This window comes from Sanguibacteroides sp. AM78-02pH3A (assembly GCF_027666085.1).
Lineage (GTDB): Bacteria > Bacteroidota > Bacteroidia > Bacteroidales > Marinifilaceae > Gabonibacter > Gabonibacter massiliensis.
Window position 1 is genome coordinate 589610 of sequence record NZ_JAQEHX010000001.1, and the last position, 26388, is coordinate 615997.

A 26388-nucleotide genomic window follows, 5' to 3' on the forward strand; every position below is an offset into this window, starting at 1 on the left:
TCGGATCCTTTACAGCTGTTTATTTCTCTATTAAACCGTAATTATCGGTATACACCTTCCGTTTTATGGTCTCTATAAACTCGGGTAAACGTTCGGAATGTTGGTTTCCCATAATCCAAAGCGGACAAGAATCCCGGACTCCGTCGTAAGAAGGCTGTATATATTCCTCCTCCAGAACCTGATACCCGTTCCGCTGATAGTAACGGACACGCCGGGTAGTCATCTCGTCTTGCATCGGCTCGACTTCCAATAACCGAATCCCTTTCAGATGATCAGCCACGTAATTTAGAACCTGTTGCCCGATCTTCTTGTTGCGCATGGATGGATATACCGCAAGGTGCTCTAAATAATAAAAATCCTTCATATCCCAGTACACGAAAAAACCGCACAACTCTCCGTCACATTCAACGACACTAAAATACATATCGGATTTCTCTTTTATCATCCGTCTCAATTGCCCTATGTCTCTTCTCTCTTCCGCCGGAAAAGCATCCTCGTAGAGAGGAATCAAACGATCCAGATTCCGATCGTCAGGACTTGTTATTCTAATCAAATTCATCATATTCTTGTTGTTTATGTATACCTTTTACTTGTTTTTCTCGATAACAAATTTATTGTAACCGTTTCAACTTCGAACGGAACGCGAATGGCGGAAAAATTAAACGTATCCCCCAAAAGCGGATACCCCTCTCCTTTTCTTTATGAATGTTTCCATAAACCGATCTTTCTGCAAAGATAGGAAAACATAGGGAAGTTTATATAATGACTGATTTATTTACCCGAATATTTGGATTAGTAAAAACAAATAACTATCTTTGCACTCGCAAAACAGAAAAAGTTGTTTTGGCTTATATTGCGGGATGGAGCAGTTGGTAGCTCGTTGGGCTCATAACCCAAAGGTCGTCTGTTCGAGTCAGGCTCCCGCTACGATAAAGAGAACCCATTCAAAGGGTTCTCTTTTTTTATTTAGAAAAAATATACATTATCTACGTTTTGATAATTATTATTAATAACAGTATTCAATCCATTTATTTGCAACTGAAAATTAATTCATTACATTTGCAAAATGTGACCTAAATAGATACTAAAATGAAAACCAAAATTGTAAGCACAGGAATTATTGTTTTTATCGCTATACTTATAGGCTGTACGGATAAAGACATGTCGAAGACCCCTCCTCCGGGAGATGGAAACGCGTTTGACTACCGTACGGCAAACAACATTACTGCAAATGTAAATTATAGTGTTCCCGAAGGGTACGCGTTAGCGTTCGAAGCTTACGCGGAAGATCCGATTGAGATCGTAAATGATGAACCCGTGAAAAAAGAAGGTTTAAAAACCTTATTCAAAGGAATCACGGACAATGACGGAAATTATTCGGAATTAGTACAGATCCCTGCATCTATTAAAGAAGTATACCTATACACTGATGCTTTAGGTGTTCCTTCTGTAATAAAATATTCCATCGATGGTACACAAGTAAAATCCAAGTCCGTTAGTTCGCGGACAGGAGAAACGGATTATATCTACTCTACCCGTCCAAGCGAATTGAAAATAGTAAACGACGGCAAATGGAATGTTAAAGGTGTTCCGAATTATTTAGGCGCTCCCAAAAATGTATCGTCAGACGGACTAAAGATGGTGAATTCAAGTTTAGGCACGAAAAGCGATAATGTCGATAATTATATTGCAGAAAGCGGGGAAGCCAATATCAATATCGTTAAAGACGGAGCCATTATCGATTTAGTCGTTGTACACAATAGCGGCAATACGGTAACTAATACGATGGGATATTATTATTACGATTCTCAAAAACCACCCCGTTCCGTTGAAGATATTCAAAAAATCGTGTTATTCCCGAACGCTACTTTTGCCCCGAAAGCCGGTTTACAATTGGGAGACAACGTTCGGTTAAAATATTGGGACGAAGCCACCCAAAGCTGGATAGACCAATTTCCAAAAGGAATAACCATCGGATGGTTTATTTTAGTCGGAGGTTTCAATTCCACATCCTATGCCATATCCCAACCGGATACCTGGAAAGTATATGCCTATTCCAATACGGAACTCAACGATTTACAGCGAAAACACAACGTGATCGTCCGGGATCCCAACACGAAAATCCGTTATATCGGTTTCGAGGATAAAAACTTCCATCAGGCAGACTACCGTGACTTTATTTTCTACATAGAGGCCGATCCATCGTACGTGGAATACAACGACGACAACATTCCGGACGGAAAAGATTTGACGGATAGCGATGGGGATGGTGTTCCGGACGTAGATGACGAATTTCCGGACGATCCTCTATTAGCTTACACCATAAAATACAACGGAACGGTTGCTTTCGAGGATATATGGCCTTACCAGGGAGACTATGACATGAACGACGTCGTGATGGAATACAATACCATTCACTATCTGAACGCCCGAAATTTAATCGTTAAAGTAAAAGACGTATGGACGTTAAAGAATAACGGAGCCCAGTACACAAATGGTTTTGCTTACCAATACGAAACCAGCAGCAGCATGATTCGATCAATGAATATAACGTCAGACTACACGATTCCTACCCGTTTCAGTTTGAATAGCAAAGGGCTGGAGAACAACCAAACAAAGGCAACGATCATTCTGTTTGACGATGCGGAAGACGTGGTTAAAACAGGAAAAGACATGGTTTTTACCGTAGAGACGACTTTAGGCGGTATGAAATCCAGCGAGTTAGGTTTACCACCTTATAATCCTTTTATTATCGTCGAGTCCAATAAGCAACGAGGCCGCGAGGTACATCTGCCTAATCACAAGCCTACGGATTTAATGGATATGAGCCTTCTGCATTACGGGCATGATCTTTCCGAACCGGCAAAAGGACTCTACTTCATATCCAACAACTATTTCCCGTTTGCCATTCATATCGTGGGAACTTCTTTTGATTTTCCTAAAGAAGGACAACGTATCGATGAAGCATTCCCGCAGTATACCCGATGGGCAACTTCAAACGGGACAGAAAACTTAGAATGGTATAAACACAAAAAATAATAACCGATAAGGGTACCGTTCCAGTACCCTCTATTTTTGAATATATGGAACCACAGGAATTATTAAATCTCTTTTTACAACGACAAAGTGTCAGAGGATACTCCAGCGAACCCGTATCTCAAGAGAGTTTATCGAGGTGCATCGAAGCCGCCCGCCTGGCTCCTTCAGCCTGCAACGCCCAACCGTGGAAGTTTGTCATCGTCAAAGACCCTGAATTAAAGAATAAGGTAGCGGACGCCACATCGGGAGGAATTCTTCCCATGAATCATTTTACCAAACAGGCCCCTGTTATCGTCGTCATGGTTAGAGAAAAAGCAAATCTCTCTTCCCGTATCGGTCAAACATTAAAGAATAAGGATTTTACCTTAATCGACAACGGCATTGCGGCAATACAATTTTGCCTTCAAGCTACCGTTGAAGGATTGGGAACTTGCATCATGGGATGGTTTAATGAAAAAAAGATAAAGGATTTACTACATATCCCTTCGTATAAAAGAGTAGAATTGATCATCCCTATCGGACATCCAGCAGACCCGATCATTCGTCCCAAAATTCGAAAAAACACGGATCAAATCAGCACCGTAGACAGCTACTAAAAATCCAACTGCAATTGAGTGCCGGACCCGACAGGATATATTTTATTCATGTTTACATACCAAATATATCCTTTCACCTCCTTATACCCCATTTGTCTCAGTATTTTACAATAGAATCCCATTTGCTTACTGTACTCCTCCTCCTCTTTGTATCCGAACTTGTAATCTACGATAACGACCTTATTCCCGTCAAACATAACCCGGTCGGGCCGAGCTCTTCCCGCGTTCGTAAAAAGGATATCCCGTTCGGTAATGACGCGATAACTGCCGTCAAACCAAGAAGCCACAGGAACATTATCCAAATAATCGACTAATTTTTTTCGGTACATCTCCTTTTCATTATAATGTATTAAACCGGTACGATATACCTCATTTACCGCCCGTTCTATATCTGTCGTTTTTTCGATACGACAGAAAAGTTCGTGAAACAATTTTCCTTCGTCTACCGCCGAATTTCCCTTCTCTTCAATATCCGTGTAATCTTCGTATTTATAACGTACCCGGACACGATCTTTCAAATCGAAAACCGGATACTCTTTTAACGTAATCCTGTTATCTACCGTCTCTTTCCTTCCTTCCTTCAAAATACCGTATTCCCCTATACTTAACTGTTTTTCCCCGCTGTTCCATCCGGATAATAAACGAGTTGATTCCAGTCTTTCCAACACTTGATACAAAAAAGATCCAATATCAGCCGGTCGCCCTTCCTTACTGATTTTAGGCGCATAAGGGAAAACATGCAAGGCTCTCTTTGCTCTCGTCAAAGCGACATATAAAAGATTTAAATTATCGATATAGGTCTTCATATGCTCTTCCAAATAAGCCTCTTTAAAATGGCTGTCCGATAACTTTGAAGAGTAATTCAGTGGAGCATATTCCAAATCTTTAAACCCCTCCTCCTTGTTATCGCACCAAAGGCGACGGGCATGTCTCATATCGTCCAAATCCCAGTTACAGAAGGGAATGATCACGGTATCAAATTCCAATCCCTTGGACTTATGAATGGTTAATATCCGAACAGAATTGGTCTCTTCCGAAGTTGAGAGAACCTTTTTATCCTTCTCTTTTTCCCACCATTCCAAGAATACGGGTATGCTGCTCGTATTGTTCTCTTCATATTCGAATATAATATCCTGAAAAGCAATTAAATAAGGCAATTCATCTACCCGGTCCCTCAGTTTCATTGCCGCAATAATAGCCTCTACCATTTCATACAAAGACCCGGTCGTCTCTCGATTTATCTCCTGCAAAAAAGGAATACCCAAAGAGGTCATGAAGGTCTCTTCTGAAGCGACTGCCTTAAACCGCGTATCCTGATCATCCCAATTTTCGTTTCTGACATAAGTAAAATAGTGGTACGACAAAACGGCCCGGTTTACCAAGTCATAAGGAGTCATTATGTATTTTAATACACTAATAATCAAAACGACATACGGAGAAGCCGCCACGTATAAAGAATCATTCGAAATAAAAGGAATAGGTGCAGCCGGGTGCAGACGATTATACTCAATAATATAATCGGCTACAAAAGCCCCTTCCTTACCGTTTCTTACAAGAATCACGCTATTCTTCAATTCCTCCCCTCTCCCCATACTATTCCGGATTACTCCCACGACGGCTTCCATAATGGCTTCCGCACTCCCCTCTTCCTGTTTATCCCCTCCATATTTTATTTGTATATAACCCCGTTCATCGCGGCGTATTTTCTGTTCCGTATGGGCATAAGCCTCCAAGATCGAGAAAGAGTAATCGTTCTTTCCCTCCTCTTTATCATACATCTCTTTCAATTGCAAAGCCGCCTGGGAAAACAGCAGGTTATTGAACATTACAATTTCTCCCGCACTTCGCCAATTATGCTCCAAAATCTCATCGCAAATCCCAAACGTTTTAAAATCTTTTTCCACACCGGAGGACAACAAACGCCAATCGCCGTTTCTCCATCGGTAAATACTCTGTTTTACATCCCCTACCACCAACGCCTTTCCTCCTTCTGACAACGTATTTACAATTAACGGCCGGAAATTGGACCATTGCATGGCCGAGGTATCCTGAAATTCGTCAATCATGACGTGTTTATAGAAATTTCCTATTTTCTCGAATAGAAAAGAGGTATCGTTAGCAGCAATCAGCACGTTTAAGATACGGGTAGTATCACTCAGTAACATAAGGCCTTTTTCCTCACAATAGGCTCGGATCTCCCGATACAAATCATTCAATATACCCAACTGGTACAAATTATCGAGTAACAATCTGGCAGAATGATAATCCACCACCTCTTCGTCGTAGAATTGAATGCTCTCCCCCAACCAGCTATTTAGGGTAGGATAAAGGTTCTCTATTTGGGTTCGAATTTCCGGATGCTGTTTTTTAGCGATCCATGCATCGGGATTATCGAGAGCGTTTCGGGTCGAATCCGTTATACCGTTTAAATTTTTGTCTCTTAGTTTATAAAAATAGTTAACGACTCCTCGTTTCCCATTTTTAAAATCTTCTACCCGCAAATTATTTGTTTCAATCAAATGACATGCCCTCTTACCATACTCTTCCAATCGTTTTTCGAAACGTTTCACAATACCCCGCAAAAACGACTGATAAGCTTTCAAAAAATCCCGATTACCGAATTTTTGTTGAACGGCCTTATCGAACAACATGTAATTCTCCCCGAACAATTCTTTTCCCAACTCCGCAATCTTCCCTTTCACACTCCACGATTTAGCCTCTTCCACGCTATTGTTCATCAACTCGGTAATCCAAACCCTCAATTCCTTATCCTCGTTCATCCGTTGCATGATCTGGTCGACCGCCCTCAATAGCACGTAATCACTATCCAACTCCACGTTATACCCGGGAAATATCCCCAATTCCTTCGTAAATGCCTTAATGATCCGTTGAAAAAAACGGTCGATGGTAGTTACGGACAATCGACCGTAATCGTGCAGAATCAATGTACGCAATACGATAGCCCGCTCCTTAACTTGTTCATCGGATAAACGTAAATTCGATTTTAAAGCCTCATTGTAATCACTTTTTTCACCCTCTGCCAATTTATTCAATTCCCGAATAATACGGGATTTCATCTCTTCCGTCGCCTTATTCGTGAACGTCACGGCCAGAACATTCTTATATTCTAAAGGAGAAGCAAAGACTATCTTAAAATATTCCATGGTCAGGGCAAAAGTCTTTCCTGCTCCGGCAGAAGCCCTGTATATTTTCAATTTGGACATTAAAATGGAAATTAAAAAGAAGGTGTCTGGCAAAAGCCAGACACCTTCTTCTCTTATAATCTGGATGTTAAAATGACTCTCACGTTATCCACGTTCACATCGTCAATTCCTCCCAATGCAAACTCTCCCCGATCCCGGAAACGTTTCTCGATACGATCAATGGTATCAATACCTATACCATAATCCGACAAACGGGTTTTGATTCCCATGTCATTGAAAAACTGTTCTGTTTTCGCAATAGCCTGATCGGCAGCCCCCGGCTGTGAAATATCCAAATCCCAAACCCGTTGTGCATATTGAAGCAATTTATCGTGGCGCAACATCTTCGTGGCTTTCATTACACCCGGCAGAACAATGGCCAAGGTCACCGCATGGTCCAATCCATGAAACGCCGTCAGCTCATGACCGATATGGTGCGTCGACCAATCCTCCGTTACCCCGCAAGCGATCAATCCGTTCAACGCCATGGTTGCCGCCCACATAAAATTAGCCCGGGTTTGATAATCCGGTTGTTCTGCTGCGATCATTTGGGGACCGAGAGCGATTAACGTTTTCAATATTCCTTCCGAGAAACGGTCTTGAATTTCAACATCCTGAGTCGTTGTATAATATTGTTCCATCACATGCACGAAAGCATCCACTACCCCATTGGCAATCTGATGCTTCGGTAAGGAGAAAGTAACCGTCGGATCTAACACGGAAAATTTCGGGAATACATGACGAGATCTAAAAGCCAATTTTTCTTCTGTCTCTTGCCGGGTAATTACAGCCCCGCTATTCATCTCGGATCCCGTAGCCGGTAAGGTTAAAACCGTAGCCAAGGGCAAAGCCGCATGAACGGGAGCCATCTTAGCCAGAATGTCCCACTTGTCTTCACCTTCAAAACAAGAAGCCGCTGCAATAAACTTCGTACCGTCTATCACCGATCCTCCTCCAACAGCCAACAAAAAACCCACGTTCTCATTCTTGGCAATCTCCACCGCTTTCATCAGAGTTTCATAATGCGGATTCGGCTCAATTCCGCCGAATTCGATTACATGAAAATCTTCAAGTGCGGACATAACCTGATCGTACACGCCATTCTTTTTAATACTGCCACCACCATAAGTGATCATTACTTTAAATCCCTTGGGGATTAATTTTCCAATCTCACTAATCTTCCCTTTACCAAAAAGAATTTTTACCGGATTATAATAATTAAAATTCTCCATATAAAATGCTTTTATAACTGATTTAATAATTTGCGATCGTCTTTTATTCTTTGATTCAGTATTTGAATATAATGCTCTATGTATTCCGATAGATTATTATTTTTCACGTTGGATTTTTCCATATGTCTTAAAGCCGCCTCCAACAGATCGATCGCTCCCTGAAAATTACCTTGCCGCTCATACAACCAAGCGATATTTACAGTAGCCTTCACTGCCACGAGCGGTCTCATATTCAATGCCGCATTCCATATTTCATAGGCCTGATCGTACTTTTCATCTTTCAAAAAATAATATCCCAATTTCAAGGCATTATTACTCATATAGATTCTCCTTTTTTCTGGCTGCCAGGTCGGAACCAGATGTTTGGCGTAATCCAGCCCCAACTGATAATAGAAATCGCATATCGCATTTATATCTTCCCCGGCAGTTATAGCGGATCTCAATACATTGGAATACATGGTATCTATAGGTTGATTACTCTCCGTATCGTACAATCTTAAAAACAACGCATTGTCTACCACTGCATTATATCTATCGTACAAGCGAAACACACAAGATTCTATCCCCAGGACATAAGAGTATACCCCCTTGTTAACGGTTTGCAACTCTGAAAGAGTCAACGGTGCGGGAGTAATGGTATCTCTCATGTATTTGCTATTCAATCCGACGGCACGCCCCAACACTACTTTTTTAGCACTATTGTGAATACCAGCCTGAAAACCGTCGTAAAAACATTCCACCAAATCCCCCCGGGTCAATCCCGACAGATTTTTCAACTCCCGAAACGCCGTCGAATCGGATTGATATATCAACTTACGGTCTAAAAAAAGAATTTTGATATCTCCTTGTTTCAACTCTCGGTCTGCAGGTTCTAAAACGTCGATATCGAGTAAACGATAACCCGCACAAGAAATTAAACAAGAAAACACGAGAAACAATAAAGTCCCCCGTACGCATCGATCTACTATCTTACCTCTTTTATCATACATATTACTTTCTTTTACGTTATCTCAAAACTAACAAAAAGTAAGCCATAATCATTTCATGTAAAGATAAGGAGATATTTGAAAGCAAACAAGAATTCAGATCAAATCACGTACAAAATTTGACCTTCAATCAAAACAAAATGCCCGATCCGAAGATCAGGCATTTAAATTTTTCACTATCTGAAATTACATGTTCATACCGCCGCATACATGAATGGTTTGTCCCGTAACGTAAGCAGAGAGATCTGAAGCTAAAAATACGCATACCTTCGCAATATCTTCAGGCGTACCACCTCTTTTTAACGGAATTTTTTGAGCCCATTCGTTTCTCACTTCCTCCGACAATTTCGCTGTCATATCGGTAATAATAAAACCGGGAGCAACCGCGTTGGCTCTAATATTCCGGGACCCCAACTCTTTGGCAACACTCTTGGTAAAACCGATAATTCCGGCTTTAGAGGCAGCATAATTAGCTTGTCCGGCATTTCCACTAACACCGACAACAGAGCTCATACTGATAATGGAACCGGATTTCTGTCTCAACATGATTGCCGAAACCGTTTTTGTAAAATTGAAAACAGACTTCAAATTTACATTCATAACAGCATCCCATTGTTCTTCACTCATTCTCATCAACAACGTATCTTTTGTTATTCCTGCATTATTCACCAAAATATCGATGCGTCCGAATTCCTTGGCAATCTCTTCCACCGTTGCCGCTGTTGCGGCGAAATCGGCAGCATTAGAAGCATACATTTTCGCTTTTACCCCCAAAGCGGCAATCTCTCTCTCCGTTTCCTGAGCAATCTCATCGTATCTCAAATCAGTAAAAGCAATGTTCGCACCTTGTTTAGCAAATTCTAATGCCACAGCTTTACCGATACCTCTTGAAGCTCCGGTAATAATGGCCGTTTTTCCTTCTAATAATCTCATATCAATAGCTTTTTTAAAACTAAATTAAACCTTAGGCATCATGAAGTAAACCCGTTACTCTTTTTTACCCTAACGGAAGACAAAAGTAGTCAATTAATTGAAAAATGAAAATTCTGGTACCCCGGTTTTATACTTTCCGAGAAACTCTATTGAAACCTTCTTTCTACATAAATAAATTTATCCTTTACCGGGAAATAATATTAAATTTGTCATTCCAATGGATTCATTCTCGTAAAAATTTAGATAATATGGAACAACAACTTCAACTCAACGATCATAATAAACAAGAACATCCTCCCATGCATACGGCAGAACATATATTGAATCAAACGATGGTCCGGATGTTCGGTTGCGAAAGATCTAAAAACACGCACATTGAAAAGAAAAAATCCAAATGTGATTATTATTTATCCGCGTCTCCCTCGGAAGAACAAATGGCCGAAGTCGAACGTAAAGTCAATGAAGTCATCGGTATGCATTTACCGGTAACCGCAGAATTTGTAGATAAAGATCATGTTCCGGAAGAGATTGATCTCAGCAAATTACCCGAGAACGTCAGTCAAACCCTACGTATCGTACGCATAGGCAGTTACGATACGTGTGCCTGCATCGGCCGGCACGTGGCTAATACAGCCGAAATCGGTATTTTTAAAATCATTTCTTACGATATGGAAAACCAAAGATTAAGGATTCGTTTTAAATTGCTCCAGGAATGATTCTGCGATTTTTGCAATCTCTGCTTGACAATATTCTTGAAAATTGCGAACAATAGCTTACAAAAAGTTACGTTATTGATTAAATTATTTCTACTTTCGCGAAAGAAATGAACAACAACTTATCATAAAAAAGATACTTATGAACCTTCTTGAACAAATCAAAGAAAACGCGAAAAAGTACAACAAAAGAATTGTACTCCCGGAAGGGACGGAGGAGCGTACGCTAAAGGCTGCTGATATTCTTCTGAACGAAGGAATTGCTCAGATTATTTTAATCGGTAAACCGGCAGAAATACAAACGCTGGCAGATAAATTTGAACTGAAAAACATCGGGAAAGCTACCATCATCGATCCTGAAAATCATCCGAAAAAAGAAGTTTACGCGGATATGCTTGTCGAATTACGCAAAAGTAAGGGCATGACCAAGGAAGAGGCTCTTAAATTAGTAACCAATCCGCTCTATTTAGCGACTTTGATGATTAAGAACGGGGATGCGGACGGAGAGGTTGCCGGAGCCAAAAATGCGACAGGCGACGTACTAAGGCCTGCTTTGCAAATCGTAAAAACATTGCCGGGTATATCCGTAGTATCGGGGGCATTCCTCCTGTTAACCGATAAACCGGAATACGGTGAAAACGGGTTAATCGTATGTGCGGATTGTGCCGTACTTCCGAATCCGACGGCCGAAGAGTTGGCTCAAATCGCCGTAGCTACAGCAGGTACGGCTAAAGCCATTGCCAAAATAGAACCGCGAGTAGCCATGTTAAGTTTCTCAACGAAAGGTTCCGCAAAAAACGAATTGGTTGATAAAGTGATAAAAGCAACCGAATTAGCCAAACAGATGGCTCCTGACATAATGATCGACGGCGAAATGCAGGCTGACGCCGCTTTGGTTCCTTCCGTGGGTTCCAGCAAGGCTCCGGGTAGTCCCGTTGCCGGAAAAGCCAATGTCTTAATCTTCCCCAGTTTGGAAGTAGGCAATATCAGCTATAAATTAGTACAACGCATTGCCGGCATAGAGGCCGTAGGTCCAGTACTTCAGGGAATGGCAGCTCCGATTAACGACCTGTCGCGGGGATGTTCCGTTAGTGATATCGTAAATTTAGTCGCCATTACCGTAAACCAAGCCGCAAGTAAATAATTCACCCCACGTAAAACCGAATGTCATGAATATATTAGTTTTAAATTGCGGAAGTTCATCCATCAAATATCAGATATTAGATATGAAAGAAGAACCGGTTGTATTAGCCAAAGGATTGGTTGAGAAAATCGGTCTCCCGAAAGGGAACTTCACCCATAAACCTTCAGGAAAGGACAAATACGAGATAGAGGAGTCCATAAAGGACCACATCACAGGTATCAATCTTATCTTAAAAGCTCTTGTCGACCCGACTTATGGCGTAATCGAATCTTTAAACGATATAAACGCTGTCGGACACCGAGTAGCTCACGGGGGAGAATATTTTTCCCAGAGCGTATTGGTCGACGACGATGTAAAGAAAAAAATCGCCGCTTGTTGCGAGTTGGCACCGCTTCATAACCCGGCTAACCTAAAAGGGATAGAGACTATGGAACAACTGCTTCCCGGAGTTCCTCAAGTCGCTGTTTTCGATACCTCTTTCCATCAAACTCTTCCCAAGGAAGCCTACGTATACGGATTACCCTATAAATATTACGAACAATACGGAATCCGTCGGTACGGTTTTCACGGGACCTCACACAAATTCGTTGCAGAAAAAGCCTGTAAAATATTGGGTTGGGACATAAGCGAAAAGAAGATCATTACCTGTCACCTCGGAAACGGTTCGTCCATTACGGCTATCGACCATGGCAAATCGGTAGACACCTCCATGGGATTTACCCCGAACGCGGGTGTCATCATGGGAACCCGTACAGGAGATCTGGACCTGGGTGCTTTGCTTTTTATCTGTGAGAAGGAGGGGTTAAACATCCCGCAAGCCAACGATCTGATCAACAAAAAATCGGGACTGATGGGAGTTTCCGAAGTTTCTTCCGATTGTAGAGAGTTACAAGCCGCGGCAGCAAAAGGAAATTCTCAAGCCCGTTTGGCCTTAGACATTTTAGCTCACGATGTAAAAAAATACGTGGGTAGTTATGCAGCCGTACTGAACGGGGCTGATTTGATCATATTTACCGGAGGTATAGGAGAAAATGATTGTGAGGTGCGTCAACAGGTATGCGCCCATATGGAATACATGGGAATAGATTTCGATTCCAAGGCGAATGACGGTGTTCGCGGCAAAGATATAATATTGACAAAACCTCATTCAAAAGTAATCGTTATGAGTATTACCACCGATGAAGAATTGGTAATTGCTACAGATACAATGAATTTGGTAAAATGACGAGTACAAGTCCCGCTAAAAACGAGGCCGCATTGCTGCGGCCTCGTTTTTTAGTTTGAATTTTTATTTTATCTTTGTAAAAACGATCTATTAGTTTTACATAAAACAGAAACAAAAATGAAAAAAAGTTATATCGTATTAGCCATAATAGCCATCATTGCTATCGGCATTTTTGCATGGTTTCAAGGAAGCTATAACCAAATGGTAACCAGAAGTGAAACCATATCCTCCCAATGGTCTAATGTTGAGAACCAATACCAAAGGCGAGCGGATCTCATCCCCAATTTGGTAAACACGGTAAAAGGATACGCGGAACACGAACAAAACACCTTAACACAGGTAACAGATGCCCGGGCGAAAGCCACTCAAATGCGAATCAATTTCGATCAGCTGGATGAAAAAACCTTACAGAAATTCAACAATATGCAAGGAGAATTATCCTCTGCCCTATCCCGTTTGATGGCCATATCCGAACAATATCCTGATTTAAAGGCAAATGAGAATTTCAGAGATCTCCAAGCCCAATTGGAAGGAACAGAAAACCGTATTGCCGTGGAAAGACGTAAATTCAATGAAGAGGTAAAGGGATATAACGCATACATCCGTTCTTTTCCCAAAAATATTTTGGCCGGGATGTTCGGTTTTATGCCTAAACCTTATTTCGAAGCCTCAAGCGGTGCCGAAAAAGCCCCGGAAGTTAAATTCTAACATCTAATCTCAATCCTGTTATTATGTCTCCAGAAAAATATTTCACGGAAGAACAAAAAGATAAGATGGTAGCAGCTATTAGGGAAGCGGAGAAAAATACATCCGGAGAAATTCGCATTCATATCGAGAACCACTGCCCAAAAGAAATTCTGGATCGCGCTGCGGATGTGTTCGCCAATTTAAAAATGCAAAAAACAGCCCTTCGTAATGGAATTTTGTTCTATATCGCCTTGGTCGATAAAAAAATGGCTATATTAGGAGATGCCGGGATCAATGCCAAAGTTCCCGACAAGTATTGGGACGAATTGAAAAACCGTATGATTGAAAAATTTAAACAGGGATATATTACGGAGGGAATTTGCGAAGCCGTCATTCAGGCCGGAAAACAATTACAGGAATTTTTTCCCTACCGGCAAGACGACGTTAATGAACTACCCGATGACATTTCATTCAATCCATCCGAAAAGTAAAATGAATTATAACATGAACATCCAGAAACTCATTATATTATTCATATTTAGCCTAATCAGCGTATCCGGTTACAGCCAAAAATTTCCGGAGCCGATGCAACCCAAAAGGCTGGTGAATGATTATACGGAATTATTCAACAAAAAAGAGATCTCTTCTTTAGAAGAAAAATTATCCCATTTCAATAAAACTTCGTCAACCCAGATCGCCGTGGTAACGGTCTCTTCGTTGGATGGATACGACATCAACGATTACGCGGCTCGTTTGGCCGAAAAATGGGGTATCGGCCAAAAGGGGAAAGACAATGGAATATTGATTCTGATCAAACCTAAAAAAGGAAATGAAAAAGGAGAAGTCGCCTTATCCGTCGGTTACGGATTGGAAGGTGTTATTCCGGATATTACAGCTTCTCGTATCATCCGAAACGAAATAATTCCCTCTTTTCAGCAAGGGAATTATTACATAGGGATAAACAAAGCAACCAATGTATTGATGGATCTGACAAAAGGAGAATTTACAGCGGAAGAGTACGAACAGCAATCGGAAGGTTCGCTTTTGGTATTTATTCCCCTTTTCTTCTTTATTATTTTGTTTCTTTTTATTCGGCGGCGTAAAGGATTTTCTCCCGGACACTCCTCCGGTCCGTTTTTTATCGGAGGTATTCCATTCGGGAGCAATAGCGGAGGTTTCGGCTCATTCAGCAGCGGAAATGGCTCCTTTGGTGGATTCGGAGGTGGTTCCTTTGGAGGAGGCGGTGCCAGCGGAAGCTGGTAACGATATATGTGTAATTATAAACCAATGATTATGAAAAAACTATTTTTTATTTTAATGGCCATTGCAGTACTAATACCGACAATGGCAGAAGCGCAAACTCAGAAAAAGAGCAAACGTGAAATCAGAGCGGAAAAAAAGGCAGCAGAAGCAGAACAGGCTAAAATAGCACATGACAAAGCTTTAAAAGCGTTGGAAGCCAATGACTGGGCTTTCGAGACCAAAGAGGTGTACAACTCCCAGGGTAAACGTTTGACCCTACGGAATCGTCCTAATGTCGTCGGTTCATCCGGAAAAAGGTTAGTCGCTAATTTAGCGTATGGTGAAAGCGATAGTTATATAGAGCTCATCAAAGACGGACCGATAAAAAAAGTTGAAAAGAAACAAGATAAAAGAGGAAACTGGATTTACAAATTTTACGTCAATCATCCTTTTGCCGCAGAGGTAACCGTCATCCTGACCAAAGACAGTAATGCTGCCAGTATCACCGTCAGCGAAGGAACAACCGGCGTGAATGCCAACGGTATCAATAGTGTTCCGCAGACACACCATTTCAGCGGATTTATCTTACCGGCAGAGGAATCCCATCATTACAAGATGATCCGTGTCGAAAACTGAAAAAGATATCAATAAACCGCCCGTACGTCGAAATCAGTACGGGCGTTTTTTTATTTCCGGATCGCACCAACCGATTCCACGGGTATCGATATATCCTACAAATGGGAAATAAACTTTACGAATTTATCCGTCCAAAGTAAGTATAACACCAACCAAAACAAAAATCGTATCAACCTTCCGAAAAACATAAAAATAAATGATTTCACGGCATTAATACGATAAAAACCAAGAGCCAACGCGAAAAGATCCCCCAAAACAGGAACCCATACCAAAAGAGCCATAACGCTTTTGTATTTTTCAATTCTGTTTTTCTGCCGTTTCAATTTTTCGGGTGTCACTTTAAACCAACGCTGTATCCACGTCCATTTTCCGGCATATCCCAACCAATAGGTCAACGTCCCACCTAACCAATTCCCCGTTGTTGCGATGGCTAAACACCATACAGGTTTTCCCCCGGCTGCCAACATCCCCAACAATAAGGCATCCGCTCCCATCGGAATTACAGTGGCCGAAATAAACGAACCGATAAATAAACCCAAATATCCTAAATCAAGAAGTGAATCCATGAAAATACCTTTTTCACTTATAACGCAAGCGAACAAAGTATGTTATATCATCGGATCCATTCGACAAACCGATCGGCATACCGAATATACAAAAGTGTCCAAACAAGAAAACGGACAAAACGGCCGACCAACATATATAGAGCCGACATTTTAGGGCTCACGCGATAAAAACCGAGAGCGATGGCAAAAAGATCTCCCACAAGGGGAAGCCAAGTGAACAAAGCCAGCCAAACCCCGTATCGATCAATCTTTTCCTTCTGTCTCTCCAATTGCTCTCGCTTCACTTTTAACCAGCGCTCGAGCCAGTCCCAACGTCCAAGCCATCCCAGCCAATAGGAGGTCAAGCCTCCCAACCAATTTCCGATAGTGGCAATTATCAAACAAATCCATGTATTCCCTCCCAAGGAAAGTACCCCTACCAATAAGAGATCCGCACTCATCGGAATGATTGTCGATGCTAAAAACGAGCCGATAAATAATCCCCAATATCCCCAAGCGACCAATGATCCCATAACAATTACCTATAAAACGCAAAAATCTTACAAATTTATATTCAATTACCCGATAAAAAATCGGTTATCTCCCTTCTCTTTTTTTCTCTTTGAGAAGAATAGGTTTTCGACCTGCATTCGATAGAGTCGTATAGCTTTAATACCAATCGGAATAGATAATTTTTCCGACGAGTATCTACTGTAAAAACAGCATCTTTAAATATCAATTCGGAAAGCATCTCCGCTTTTTCCACAGGCTCATACAAGATACAGTGACTAATAATTTGTTCTCCCTCCCCTGTTATTTTTTCCCGGTCGATATGAAAATAGGTAGAATAAAATTCATTTAAAATAACAGATATATCTTCGTATTCATTCTTATTCTTTCCTCTGAATCTCTCATCAAGCGCTTTGAAAAACACCTCCATCTGCCGCAATAGATAATCTCTTTGAATCATACTCGATCTGATTTATAGCATAAATCCGGCTAAACAACTGGATTTAAAATGATACTTACGTTCTTTAGCAACTCAAAATTACAAAATATACATCCAAATCAAAGGTCGATACCCCTATTTTTCCCGATAAATCAAATAAAAGAGTCCACTCTGTTTCAGAATCTATCGGGATCTTTTAAGGACAAACACAACAAAATAAAGACCGAATAGTTATTGGGTTTATAATATTATATATTTATCTTTGCGGCAGAATTATTTCATATAACACAATGTGTTAAAAATCAATATATTACATCATTAAAATTATTATTTACTCCATTATAACAACTCTATTTGATCGTTCTTTTTCAAATACTGATTTTATGCTTATAAAATAATAAATATATGCAAACACACTCTTTTGATTCGATCCGTCACCAATTACATCGACAACCGGAACTCTCCGGCAAGGAAAGAGAAACAGCCCGTTTTATCGAAACCTCTCTCCGCCCGTTTCATCCGACTAAAATCATTCGCTCCATAGGAGGACACGGCTTACTGGCTGAGTATTTCTTTTCCGAAGAGGGACCAACCCTCTTGTTTCGGGCTGATATGGATGCTGTCGCTATTGATGAATCGAAAGATAATATTTCCTATCGTTCGGTTCGTACCGGGATATCGCACAAATGCGGCCACGACGGTCACACGACCATTCTATTACGATTGGCCCAAATGCTTTCCGAAAAACCGATGAGACAAGGACGGGTATTGCTCTTATTCCAACCGGCAGAAGAGACTGGCTGCGGATCATCCGCCATTTTGGCCGATCTCGTACTTCCCCAATACCATATCCAATACGTTTTCGCTCTTCACAATATTCCGGGATTTTCCGCGTCCGCCGTATTATGTAAACCGGGTAGTTTCACCTGTTCCGTCATCAGTGCGGCAATTACACTCTCCGGCAAAACAGCTCATGCAGCAGAACCTTTAAAAGGAATCAATCCCGTAAACGCAACCTTTAGAATAGTCGAAACGCTTACAGGATGGAATCAATACGATATAGAGAAAGAGGATTATTTCCTGGCGACCTTGGTAGAAATCCATATTGGAGAAGAAGCCTACGGGGTAGCAGCGGGAACAGGAGTTATCCGGGTAACTCTACGTGCTAAAAACGATCGGCTACTCCGTCTGCATATGCAGAAATTAGAAAAACTGATCGAAATAGAAACGGCAGCTACTCCCGGTTTAAATTCGGCTATAACATGGCTGGAATCTTTTTCTGCCAATGTGAACGATCCGCAAGCTGTCCAACACATAAAAAAGGCAGCGGAAACCAACAAGCTACCCTACCTGGAAATGAACGTTCCTTTTAGCTGGGGAGAAGATTTCGGTCTTTTTACCCAAGAGTACAAAGGAGCTATGTTCGGGTTGGGAGCCGGAGAAAATTGTCCCCCGCTTCACTCCCCCCAATACGATTTTCCGGACGAGCTCATCGAATCCGGCGCGGGTATGTTTTACTCGATCGCCCAAGAGATTCTAAACACGAAATAAATCACAATCCATATACTCCAGACCATGATAACGTGAAGTAATAGTTATTTAGACCGGGCCAATCCGGAAAAGGGACATAGGTGCTGATACCGCTAAATCTATCTTTATCCACGGGAACATAATCCCAAAAATATCGGGTAGCCGCACAATAAAGGACTACCTTTTTCAGTTGGGCATCGAATTTAGCGAGCTCCTCCCGAGTAGCTACCTGACGGATTAAATCGGCAAAATCATAAAAGGTATAATTTATAACTGCAAGCGGCACGTAATACCGGTAAACACTACTCTTGTCTTGGGTCTGTACTTCCGGTAATTTTCCTTCCAAGATTTCCTGACAAAGGACGTATAAAGCTTCTAACTCGGAAGTCTTTATTAAAGTGATCGTAGCCGTTTCCGTCGTCGTATTATTGAAATCGTAATAAACTTCACAAATCTTTTCCAAATCCGAATCCTCCCCCCAAAAATAAGGAACGACTTGTTCGTAAGGAAGTCCCTTTGCAGGAACTAACGTAGGAGAAGCAATGATATAATCCGCCTTATTCCTCAGTTCATAAAAAACTTCTACGGCTCCCATCAGACAAGCATCGAAAATGATATAATGAAAAGATTTATCGGGAATAACGGCCGCCAACTCCTTAATATCCATCTCGGAACCATGATCTTCTCCGAAACTCCGAGCTTTCACGGATGGACTCTCGGGAAACCAACCTGTCCCGTGAGACCAAAGAACCAATCCGTATGATTTGGCCGGATACAATTTTTGTGTTTCGCGAATAACCCGTGCCAAAACGGCAGGTGAAGCTGAATTTTCCTCCTTATACTCCTTTATCACCCGTTGCTTTACGGAACCGTTTTTCATCACCTCCAATTCAAGTAATTTCGGGGCAACATTCGGTTGGTCCCAATAAACAATTAAATTACCGTTATCTTCTTTCATTCCTTTCATCATTCCTTCCATATTCTGGGATGAAAAATAGGAAAGATTATTATCTCCGGCAATATATACCAATACAGTCCTCTCCTTTTGAGGCTTTATCTTTTCATCATGACAAGCACCCAAACAAAAGAAAACGACAATGCTTATAATTCCTCGAACAAACAAAATCTTCATAAAATAATTTATAGAACAAATATAGCGAAAAAAACGAAAAAAATAGCCCTTGAATAAATCAAGGAGCATTTATCTGAAAAGGTTTTATGATCAAAATTAGATAAGGAATAAATAAGTTACGGATTTTATTATTTGAAAACAGCTTTTCAGGAAAGAAAGGAACAACTTTTTATTTTAAAGCTATCACCTTCATTACACAGGACTGGCAATCAAACTCCAACCGAAAACGCCCTAAATTATTAGAAAGATATAGCGGAAACTTTAAGTCACTGCACTTATTCGTTTTGCGACATAAATCTAACTCGAATAGAAGACAATAACGAGTAGTCATCACCTCTTTTCCGCAATAATCTTTTCTAATTTCAAATCCCTTTTCCGGAATCTGTACTCCATGTTCCCGGTAAAATTCTCGCGAAAATTTATTAACGATATTTAGCTTCCAATCAGAATTTCCGGTATACGTCAACTCACCGTTCAAAGGTTCTTGTATCCATTTCACCCTTAACTCTTCGCGCTTTTCCTGCAATTTATCCAATAACTGTCGACGATACGTATTCAACACGGCCGCCTGTATGAATAACACATCTTTTCCACGATACTCAACCGAATCACATCTAAAATCCGTATCCCCGCATTTTTTCAATTGTTGACAAATTCTTTCAGCTTGTTGCGGCTGTTTTGCCTCATCGAAACGCTCTTCGCTTACTAAAGTAACATGAACCCGATCCTCATCCGTGGCAGACAATATCAATCTTCGATCTTCCGTACACACGTCAATCCTTACTCCTATTTTCCGAACGGCATTTCCTTTTTCCAATCGGACGACAAACCGATGATCGTAATTACGATACAACGGGGTACCGGGAGAGATATTCACCTTTTCATTGCAATTCAACCATTCACCTTCCACCGTATTGATTTTTATACCCTTCAACTCCCCGTTCTCCATATAACACAATCCGTCAGCATTATGAAGTTCTTCAAAAGCATTTACCTGCAATCGGTTTCCTCTGGTACATTTTACCTCCGCCACTTTTTTCCCCATGGATTTTGGCGTATCCATATTAACCAAACCGACGGATCTCCCGGCATAAAAATATTCCGAATACCCCCGGTTAAAACTTCTTTCCGGGTCAGCCTCAAAATCGGCCGATACACTACCGGACCCCACGCGCGCATAACCTCTTTCCCGCTCTACGATCCTATTCAGCCGCGAAGAGTAGTAGCTTGTCACATTAGCGACATAGGGAGTATCCTTCAGGCGTCCCTCGATCTTAAACGAATCGATGCCCGCTTCTGCAAGCTCAAACAATCGATCGGAAAGATTCAGGTCTTTTAAAGACAATACATGCTTCTCCTTCAACAAAAGTTTTCCCGTCGCATCTTCCACGTTCCATTTCATACGGCAAGCCTGAGCACATTCCCCCCGATTGGCGGAACGTCCCAATAGATAATGCGACATATAACACTGTCCGCTTAAACTGACACATAAGGCGCCGTGCACGAAATATTCCAATTCTGCACTTACCTCCCGCCTGATCTTTTTTATCTCTTCCAACGACAGCTCCCTGGCCAACACAATCCGTTGAAATCCAATCTTGTCCAAGAATTTAATCCGTTCCAACTCGTAATTGTGCATTTGAGTGCTCGCGTGCAAGGCTATAGGAGGGATATCCAATTTCAGGATACCGGGATCTTGTATGATAATGGCATCTACGCCAACCCGGTATAGCGCCTTTATCAGTTTCTCCGCTTCTGACAGCTCCTCATCGTAAAGAAGAGTATTCATAGTCACGAATACCCGGCAATAAAAACGATGAGCGACAGAGACTAATCGTGTAATATCCTCAATAGAATTTCCCACCGCCTTTCGTGCCCCGAAAGCAGGCCCTCCGATATACACGGCATCGGCTCCATTTTGAATGGCGGCCAAAGCAACCTTCAAATTTTTGGCAGGGGATAAAAGTTCTAATCTTCTCATTTCGACAATAACGGCCCCACCTCTATATCAGGATATTCCTTCCCATGCACGACAGGCACCTCTATCAAACGGCAAGAAGGAAAGAAATCATGCAAATAACGCTGAAAAATCGTAATGGAATCATTTGTAATCCACTCGCTATCATTCGGAAATCGGTTATACACCAGCAGGGCAAGTTCTATTCCCCGTTGACGACATAACTCCAAACTCATCAACGTATGGTTTATACTGCCTAATTTGGAAGAGGCAACCAAAATCAAAGGGTGCTTCTTCTCTTGAATATAATCAATGGTAAAATAGTCTCTGGTGACCGGAACATACAATCCCCCGGCCCCTTCCAACAATACGATATCGTATAACTCGTCCAATTTACGGGAAGAAGCCGCTATCCGGTCCGTATCCAAAGTCACACGATCGATCTCCGCCGCCAAATGAGGGGAAGCAGGGTAAGTCATCACGTAGGGACAAGTCGTTCCGTCCCGATCTATTTCGAGCGGACCGATTTCCATAATTTCCCGATGCTTTAAAATATCTTCAGAGATCCCGGTACAACCAGTCTGTATAAACTTTTGGGTAACCACCCGAACTCCTTTTTTTCGTAATGAACGGGCTAATAACCCCGTTATAATCGATTTTCCGGTATCCGTATCGATACCGCTTACAAAATATATCATATCGTGAATCTATATTTACATTTACCAACTGGCAACGCCATAGGTATTCATAATCCTCGGTTTCTTTCTACATACCAGATACAAGGGATGATAAGTTAAGGTCACTTTCCCATCCATAGCAAAACGAGCATTATATTCGTCAATAAATTCCTGAACCTTTCCCTTGGTCCATACCCGTTTATCACCGGATACATTTACTCCCGTTTTCTTCAAATGCTGTAACAACGCCAAAGGATCGTCAAACTCCATCAACCTGAACTCTTCTCGGATTTGTTCAATCTTAAAATATGGTTCCAAAAGTCCCATCAACTCCTCCTGTGTCCGGTATCTTAATCCTCCCCCCGTTGTCAATCGAATTTCCCGCAAGTTGTACTTTCCAAAAGTACTGAAAATCATCAAACCGTCCTCCCGCAAATGTTCGGATAATTTTCTGAAAGTCGCTTTCGGTTCGTTCAACCATTGAAAAGTAGCGGCAGAAACAATCAGGTCGAATCGCCCCGGCAATGGAATCTCCTCGATATCCCCCGGTAAACAATGAGAAGCTATGACCTGATACAAACGTGCTGTACGGGAACAAACTTCCTCGACGATATCATTGACATAGATCTCGTCTTCCTTAAAACAGCGTCTTAACTCTTCCGTGAACAATCCCGTTCCACATCCCACCTCCAATATATTTTTAGGAATATAATCCAAACTGGACATAACCATTCGGTTTAATCGTACAGCCATCGCCTTTTGTACCATTGCGTTAGCGTTATAAGTAGTTATACTACGACGAAAACGCTGTTCAACCTCGTGTTTATTTACAGCCATATTTATATTATTAAATCCCAGTTTTCAAATACGTAAAAAGGATAATGTCCCCCTACTATTTTTTTTATTTCACTTCGTCCCCTCCACCAGTTCTCTTGATTTGTCACCGGAAATATAATATCATTTTCCGAAATATACACCCTATTCCAGCAAATTTCTCCTTTTAATCTATCGGATTGTTCCCGGATGGCTTTCAACTCTTCCAATTGCTCCTCCAAATTCCTATCCGGATGATGTTGTTTAAACCGGGTGCGTTCCCCTGTTCCCGATAACATCCGAACAAAAAATTTATCTCTTCCACGCTCATCCATCCCCCTCTCCGTAAGCAGATACACATGAAGAGGGATACCGTACAGATTATCCACGGGACGTTCCGTTCCGTTGATTGCCGTACTTCTGTCCACGGGTAAATTCCACAAGGGAAGCAAGACGGAAGCTGCCCATACACCCATGGACCAGGCTATCACATCTATACTTTCGTAACCGTTTAAAACCGGAGCTTTTTCACCTTCTATGTTCCGGTAATCGTAAAGCATCAACACGTCCGACTCCCCGGTCATATGACTTACGGCTCTTTCGTCCAAACCCCATCCGCTAAAAAAAAGAATTACCCGCTTGTTACCGTTTTTTTTTAACCAAACTCTCCGCATCCTAACAACTCACTTCAATAAATTCGAATAAGCACTCGTAATCCTCTTCCGGAATGGCTGCATTCAAAGAAAACCGTATTCGGGCCTCGTTTTTAGGTACGGTAGGGTATCTCACCGGTAATACAAAAAAACCATTATCCCGGAATTGCTCAGACATATAAACACTGTTTTCGTTACTTCCACATAAAAAAGGTACGATATGAGAATTTCCCCTGGTTTCAAATCCCCTGTTTATCAATGTATTTCTCAATCGTTCAGAAATCGTCATCAACTTCAAACGCTTGGAATAAAAATCAGGCATACGATTTAAAATAAAACGAGTCCAAGCCACGTTTATCGGCGGTAATGCCGTCGTAAAAATCAAACTTCTCTGCGTATTAACCAAAAATTCTCGAAAAAGATCGTCACAGACTACAAAAGCCCCGTATGAAGCAAAGGCCTTACCGAATGTACCGACAATAAAGTCAATATCTTCCATACATCCCTGTTCCTCACAGCATCCTAAACCGTTCGTTCCCCGGACTCCAACGGCATGAGCTTCGTCCACGTACAAAAAAGTATCGTACTCTTTTTTCAAATCACATAATTCCTGCAAATCACACACGTCCCCGTCCATACTGAAAATGGACTCAGTCACAACAAATACATTCTCGTATTTTTCCCTATGATTAAACAGGATCTCCCGCAAATGTCCATAATCCAAATGCCGGTAACGCAACATCTCCGCTTCACTCAACCGCAATCCGTCAATAATACTCGCGTGTACAAGTTTATCGGCAACAATCAAATCCTTTTTACCCGCTAACGCAGGCAATATCCCGATATTAGCATGATACCCGGAATTGAATACCAATGCTGACTCCTTACCGTACAATTCCCGCAAATCATTCTCCAATACCCCGTAATATTCATGATTACCCGATAACAAACGGGAAGATACGGCGCTGTACGATAGCAATTTCACATCCGTCTCCTGACGAAATTCTTCATACAGATGCGGATCGGAAGAGAGTCCCAAGTAATCGTTGGAGGAGAGATTCAACATTTCGCGTCCGTCATGGTGGATCAAAAAACCATTATGCTGAATCTCCTTCAACTCCCGATAATTTCCAGACTCCTTTATCTTATTTAATTTATTGATGTAACGCTCTCTGTTCATATCATTTCAGGTTAGAAAGAACCCGCAACAAAGCCTGTGTCAAACGAGAAAGTTCTTCCGGACGTATGATGTAAGGCGGCATGATATATACCAATTTACCGAAAGGACGTACCCATACGCCCTCACGTACAAATGCAGATTGGATATAGGCCATATCCACGGGTTCTCTTAACTCGATAACTCCTATGGCACCCAACACTCTTACATCGGCAACGTTACTGTAATGTGCGGCCGGGGCCAACTCGGTCCGCATCTGCCTTTCGATTAGACCGATCATCGTGTCGATATCATAGCTCATGATCAGATCCAAAGAAGCATTGGCGGCAGCACAAGCCAAAGGATTGCCCATAAAAGTAGGACCATGCATAAACACACCCGGATTTTTCGAGCATATACCCGTGGCTACCTTTTCTGTTGTCATCGTGGCTGCAAAACTCATGTATCCTCCGGTGATCGCTTTCCCTACGCACATAATGTCCGGAACGATACCCGCGTGATCACATCCCCACATTTTTCCGGTCCTCCCGAAACCGGTTGCAATTTCATCACAAATCAGAAGTACATCATATTGTTTACACAACTCTTTGACTTTCCAAAGGTATTCGGCGGAATAAAACCACATGCCTCCGGCACCCTGTACAATCGGTTCCAGAATAACAGCCGCGATACGATTGTGATTATTTCGCAAACACTGTTTGAACTCTTCTATATCCGCATCACGACAAGGTTGTCCGTATCGAACCCGGGGAGAAGTAACAAAATAGTGAATGGGCAAAGTTCCCCGGAATATACTATGCATTCCCGTAACAGGATCACAAACGGACATCGCATTCCAGGTATCACCATGATATCCCTTGGTAATGGTCAAAAAATGTCGTTTTTCCTCCCGTCCCTGCGCGTACCAGTACTGAAGGGCCATCTTCATCGCCACTTCTACGGCCACGGAACCGGAGTCACTGAAAAAGACCTTCTCTATCCCGTAAGGGGTCAGTTTCACTAATTTGGCAGCCAACTCTACAGCCGGACGGTGCGTTAATCCACCAAACATCACGTGCGACATATTTTTCAATTGCTTTTCAATAGCAGCATTAATTTTCGGATGATTGTACCCGTGTACTTCACACCACCAGGAAGACATGCCGTCAATTAACCGGGTTCCGTCTTCCAATTCTATGTACACGCCCTCAGCTCGTTTCACCGGATACACCGGAAGCGGATTTACCGTAGAGGTGTAAGGATGCCACAAATGTTCCCGATCAAAGCGAAGCATCGCTTCCGTCGTCATTGTCTCAATAAAATTTTCCATAACCTTCATT

General features: G+C 41.8%; 25 protein-coding genes and 1 tRNA gene. 11 read left to right on the plus strand and 15 right to left on the minus strand.

The features are described 5' to 3' along the window. Positions 1-19 precede the first annotated feature (19 nt). Positions 20-562: a GNAT family N-acetyltransferase gene (locus PGR74_RS02535; RefSeq protein WP_041503607.1), complete on the minus strand. Its 543-nt coding sequence runs from the start codon at positions 560-562 to the stop codon at positions 20-22. 292 nt (positions 563-854) lie between these two features. On the opposite strand from PGR74_RS02535, the gene PGR74_RS02540 reads away from it, so the two are divergent. From PGR74_RS02540 to PGR74_RS02550, 3 genes are all read left to right on the plus strand, one after another. After that, positions 855-927, plus strand: a tRNA-Met gene (locus PGR74_RS02540). A gap of 162 nt (positions 928-1089) precedes the next feature. Beyond that, positions 1090-3039: an LruC domain-containing protein gene (locus tag PGR74_RS02545; protein ID WP_110688405.1), complete on the plus strand. Its 1950-nt coding sequence runs from the start codon at positions 1090-1092 to the stop codon at positions 3037-3039. A 44-nt stretch (positions 3040-3083) separates the two neighbouring features. Beyond that, entirely contained in the window at positions 3084-3635 is a 552-nt protein-coding gene (locus PGR74_RS02550) for a nitroreductase family protein (RefSeq protein WP_041503605.1), read from the plus strand. Here the strand turns inward: PGR74_RS02550 and PGR74_RS02555 are convergent. The 4 genes from PGR74_RS02555 to fabG all read right to left on the minus strand — a co-directional run bounded on the left by PGR74_RS02555 (position 3632) and on the right by fabG (position 9989). Beyond that, on the minus strand, positions 3632-6859 hold the full coding sequence (locus tag PGR74_RS02555) for a UvrD-helicase domain-containing protein (protein WP_110688406.1): 3228 nt from the start codon (positions 6857-6859) through the stop codon (positions 3632-3634). The genes PGR74_RS02550 and PGR74_RS02555 overlap by 4 nt on opposite strands. Positions 6860-6912: 53 nt before the next feature. After that, positions 6913-8070, minus strand: a complete 1158-nt coding sequence (locus PGR74_RS02560) for an iron-containing alcohol dehydrogenase (protein ID WP_041503603.1) — start codon at positions 8068-8070, stop codon at positions 6913-6915. Between the two features lie 11 nt (positions 8071-8081). Continuing rightward, positions 8082-9059, minus strand: a complete 978-nt coding sequence (locus PGR74_RS02565; protein ID WP_041503602.1) for a DUF6340 family protein — start codon at positions 9057-9059, stop codon at positions 8082-8084. A 183-nt stretch (positions 9060-9242) separates the two neighbouring features. Beyond that, positions 9243-9989 (minus strand): 3-oxoacyl-[acyl-carrier-protein] reductase, encoded by a 747-nt coding sequence (gene fabG / locus PGR74_RS02570; protein WP_041503601.1) that lies wholly within the window; start codon positions 9987-9989, stop codon positions 9243-9245. Positions 9990-10237: 248 nt separating this feature from the next. On the opposite strand from fabG, the gene PGR74_RS02575 reads away from it, so the two are divergent. The 7 genes from PGR74_RS02575 to PGR74_RS02605 all read left to right on the plus strand — a co-directional run bounded on the left by PGR74_RS02575 (position 10238) and on the right by PGR74_RS02605 (position 15636). Continuing rightward, on the plus strand, positions 10238-10705 hold the full coding sequence (locus PGR74_RS02575) for a hypothetical protein (RefSeq protein ID WP_041504028.1): 468 nt from the start codon (positions 10238-10240) through the stop codon (positions 10703-10705). 139 nt (positions 10706-10844) lie between these two features. Next, positions 10845-11846, plus strand: coding sequence for a phosphate acetyltransferase (pta, locus tag PGR74_RS02580; protein ID WP_041503600.1), 1002 nt, complete (start codon positions 10845-10847; stop codon positions 11844-11846). 25 nt (positions 11847-11871) lie between these two features. Continuing rightward, complete coding sequence (locus PGR74_RS02585) at positions 11872-13071, plus strand: acetate/propionate family kinase (RefSeq protein WP_041503599.1); 1200 nt, start codon at positions 11872-11874, stop codon at positions 13069-13071. 117 nt (positions 13072-13188) lie between these two features. After that, the gene (locus tag PGR74_RS02590; RefSeq protein WP_041503598.1) at positions 13189-13779 is read left to right on the plus strand and encodes a LemA family protein; all 591 of its coding nucleotides are present in this window, start codon (positions 13189-13191) and stop codon (positions 13777-13779) included. Between the two features lie 23 nt (positions 13780-13802). Next, complete coding sequence (locus tag PGR74_RS02595) at positions 13803-14249, plus strand: TPM domain-containing protein (RefSeq protein WP_041503597.1); 447 nt, start codon at positions 13803-13805, stop codon at positions 14247-14249. 13 nt (positions 14250-14262) lie between these two features. After that, on the plus strand, positions 14263-15021 hold the full coding sequence (locus PGR74_RS02600; protein ID WP_041504027.1) for a TPM domain-containing protein: 759 nt from the start codon (positions 14263-14265) through the stop codon (positions 15019-15021). A 30-nt stretch (positions 15022-15051) separates the two neighbouring features. After that, the gene (locus PGR74_RS02605; protein WP_041504888.1) at positions 15052-15636 is read left to right on the plus strand and encodes a DUF4251 domain-containing protein; all 585 of its coding nucleotides are present in this window, start codon (positions 15052-15054) and stop codon (positions 15634-15636) included. Between the two features lie 95 nt (positions 15637-15731). On the opposite strand, the gene PGR74_RS02610 is transcribed toward PGR74_RS02605, so the two are convergent. Genes PGR74_RS02610 through PGR74_RS02620 form a run of 3 tightly spaced genes read right to left on the minus strand, consistent with a single transcriptional unit; the run spans position 15732 to position 17151 of the window. Then, positions 15732-16202, minus strand: coding sequence for a YqaA family protein (locus PGR74_RS02610; RefSeq protein WP_041503595.1), 471 nt, complete (start codon positions 16200-16202; stop codon positions 15732-15734). 47 nt (positions 16203-16249) lie between these two features. Further along, entirely contained in the window at positions 16250-16714 is a 465-nt protein-coding gene (locus tag PGR74_RS02615) for a YqaA family protein (protein ID WP_041504887.1), read from the minus strand. 41 nt (positions 16715-16755) lie between these two features. Then, positions 16756-17151, minus strand: coding sequence for a hypothetical protein (locus PGR74_RS02620; protein WP_041503593.1), 396 nt, complete (start codon positions 17149-17151; stop codon positions 16756-16758). A 384-nt stretch (positions 17152-17535) separates the two neighbouring features. Between PGR74_RS02620 and PGR74_RS02625 the strand changes: the two genes are divergently transcribed. Beyond that, on the plus strand, positions 17536-18681 hold the full coding sequence (locus tag PGR74_RS02625; RefSeq protein WP_041503592.1) for an amidohydrolase: 1146 nt from the start codon (positions 17536-17538) through the stop codon (positions 18679-18681). 1 nt (position 18682) lies between these two features. Here PGR74_RS02625 and PGR74_RS02630 read toward each other — a convergent pair whose 3' ends face one another. From PGR74_RS02630 to bioA, 7 genes are all read right to left on the minus strand, one after another. Further along, positions 18683-19792: a clostripain-related cysteine peptidase gene (locus PGR74_RS02630; RefSeq protein ID WP_181416480.1), complete on the minus strand. Its 1110-nt coding sequence runs from the start codon at positions 19790-19792 to the stop codon at positions 18683-18685. 169 nt (positions 19793-19961) lie between these two features. Further along, positions 19962-21773 carry a peptidase U32 family protein gene (locus tag PGR74_RS02635; protein WP_110688408.1) on the minus strand — a complete coding sequence of 604 codons (1812 nt, stop codon included), beginning with the start codon at positions 21771-21773 and terminating at the stop codon, positions 19962-19964. After that, positions 21770-22447, minus strand: coding sequence for a dethiobiotin synthase (bioD, locus tag PGR74_RS02640; protein WP_041503590.1), 678 nt, complete (start codon positions 22445-22447; stop codon positions 21770-21772). The genes PGR74_RS02635 and bioD overlap by 4 nt, the downstream gene beginning before the upstream one ends. A 21-nt stretch (positions 22448-22468) precedes the next feature. Beyond that, positions 22469-23263: a malonyl-ACP O-methyltransferase BioC gene (bioC, locus tag PGR74_RS02645; RefSeq protein ID WP_052634646.1), complete on the minus strand. Its 795-nt coding sequence runs from the start codon at positions 23261-23263 to the stop codon at positions 22469-22471. Positions 23264-23265: 2 nt separating this feature from the next. Continuing rightward, the gene (locus PGR74_RS02650; protein WP_052634644.1) at positions 23266-23913 is read right to left on the minus strand and encodes a DUF452 family protein; all 648 of its coding nucleotides are present in this window, start codon (positions 23911-23913) and stop codon (positions 23266-23268) included. A 1-nt stretch (position 23914) separates the two neighbouring features. Beyond that, complete coding sequence (locus PGR74_RS02655; protein WP_041503589.1) at positions 23915-25072, minus strand: aminotransferase class I/II-fold pyridoxal phosphate-dependent enzyme; 1158 nt, start codon at positions 25070-25072, stop codon at positions 23915-23917. A gap of 1 nt (position 25073) precedes the next feature. Next, the gene (bioA, locus tag PGR74_RS02660) at positions 25074-26342 is read right to left on the minus strand and encodes an adenosylmethionine--8-amino-7-oxononanoate transaminase (protein ID WP_200889855.1); all 1269 of its coding nucleotides are present in this window, start codon (positions 26340-26342) and stop codon (positions 25074-25076) included. Positions 26343-26388: the final 46 nt, after the last annotated feature.

Coding starts and splice junctions, on each gene's coding strand:
- bioC (WP_052634646.1), bottom strand. CDS start 23,263: ATGGCTGTAAATAAACACGAGGTTGAACAGCGTTTTCGTCGTAGTATA.
- PGR74_RS02635 (WP_110688408.1), bottom strand. CDS start 21,773: ATGAGAAGATTAGAACTTTTATCCCCTGCCAAAAATTTGAAGGTTGCT.
- PGR74_RS02600 (WP_041504027.1), top strand. CDS start 14,263: ATGAACATCCAGAAACTCATTATATTATTCATATTTAGCCTAATCAGC.
- PGR74_RS02610 (WP_041503595.1), bottom strand. CDS start 16,202: ATGGATTCACTTCTTGATTTAGGATATTTGGGTTTATTTATCGGTTCG.
- fabG (WP_041503601.1), bottom strand. CDS start 9,989: ATGAGATTATTAGAAGGAAAAACGGCCATTATTACCGGAGCTTCAAGA.
- bioA (WP_200889855.1), bottom strand. CDS start 26,342: ATGCTTCGCTTTGATCGGGAACATTTGTGGCATCCTTACACCTCTACG.
- PGR74_RS02630 (WP_181416480.1), bottom strand. CDS start 19,792: ATGAAGATTTTGTTTGTTCGAGGAATTATAAGCATTGTCGTTTTCTTT.
- PGR74_RS02590 (WP_041503598.1), top strand. CDS start 13,189: ATGAAAAAAAGTTATATCGTATTAGCCATAATAGCCATCATTGCTATC.
- PGR74_RS02615 (WP_041504887.1), bottom strand. CDS start 16,714: ATGGGATCATTGGTCGCTTGGGGATATTGGGGATTATTTATCGGCTCG.
- bioD (WP_041503590.1), bottom strand. CDS start 22,447: ATGATATATTTTGTAAGCGGTATCGATACGGATACCGGAAAATCGATT.
- PGR74_RS02625 (WP_041503592.1), top strand. CDS start 17,536: ATGCAAACACACTCTTTTGATTCGATCCGTCACCAATTACATCGACAA.
- PGR74_RS02650 (WP_052634644.1), bottom strand. CDS start 23,913: ATGCGGAGAGTTTGGTTAAAAAAAAACGGTAACAAGCGGGTAATTCTT.
- PGR74_RS02595 (WP_041503597.1), top strand. CDS start 13,803: ATGTCTCCAGAAAAATATTTCACGGAAGAACAAAAAGATAAGATGGTA.
- PGR74_RS02535 (WP_041503607.1), bottom strand. CDS start 562: ATGATGAATTTGATTAGAATAACAAGTCCTGACGATCGGAATCTGGAT.
- PGR74_RS02555 (WP_110688406.1), bottom strand. CDS start 6,859: ATGTCCAAATTGAAAATATACAGGGCTTCTGCCGGAGCAGGAAAGACT.
- PGR74_RS02565 (WP_041503602.1), bottom strand. CDS start 9,059: ATGTATGATAAAAGAGGTAAGATAGTAGATCGATGCGTACGGGGGACT.
- PGR74_RS02620 (WP_041503593.1), bottom strand. CDS start 17,151: ATGATTCAAAGAGATTATCTATTGCGGCAGATGGAGGTGTTTTTCAAA.
- PGR74_RS02605 (WP_041504888.1), top strand. CDS start 15,052: ATGAAAAAACTATTTTTTATTTTAATGGCCATTGCAGTACTAATACCG.
- PGR74_RS02585 (WP_041503599.1), top strand. CDS start 11,872: ATGAATATATTAGTTTTAAATTGCGGAAGTTCATCCATCAAATATCAG.
- PGR74_RS02575 (WP_041504028.1), top strand. CDS start 10,238: ATGGAACAACAACTTCAACTCAACGATCATAATAAACAAGAACATCCT.
- PGR74_RS02545 (WP_110688405.1), top strand. CDS start 1,090: ATGAAAACCAAAATTGTAAGCACAGGAATTATTGTTTTTATCGCTATA.
- PGR74_RS02655 (WP_041503589.1), bottom strand. CDS start 25,072: ATGAACAGAGAGCGTTACATCAATAAATTAAATAAGATAAAGGAGTCT.
- PGR74_RS02560 (WP_041503603.1), bottom strand. CDS start 8,070: ATGGAGAATTTTAATTATTATAATCCGGTAAAAATTCTTTTTGGTAAA.
- pta (WP_041503600.1), top strand. CDS start 10,845: ATGAACCTTCTTGAACAAATCAAAGAAAACGCGAAAAAGTACAACAAA.
- PGR74_RS02550 (WP_041503605.1), top strand. CDS start 3,084: ATGGAACCACAGGAATTATTAAATCTCTTTTTACAACGACAAAGTGTC.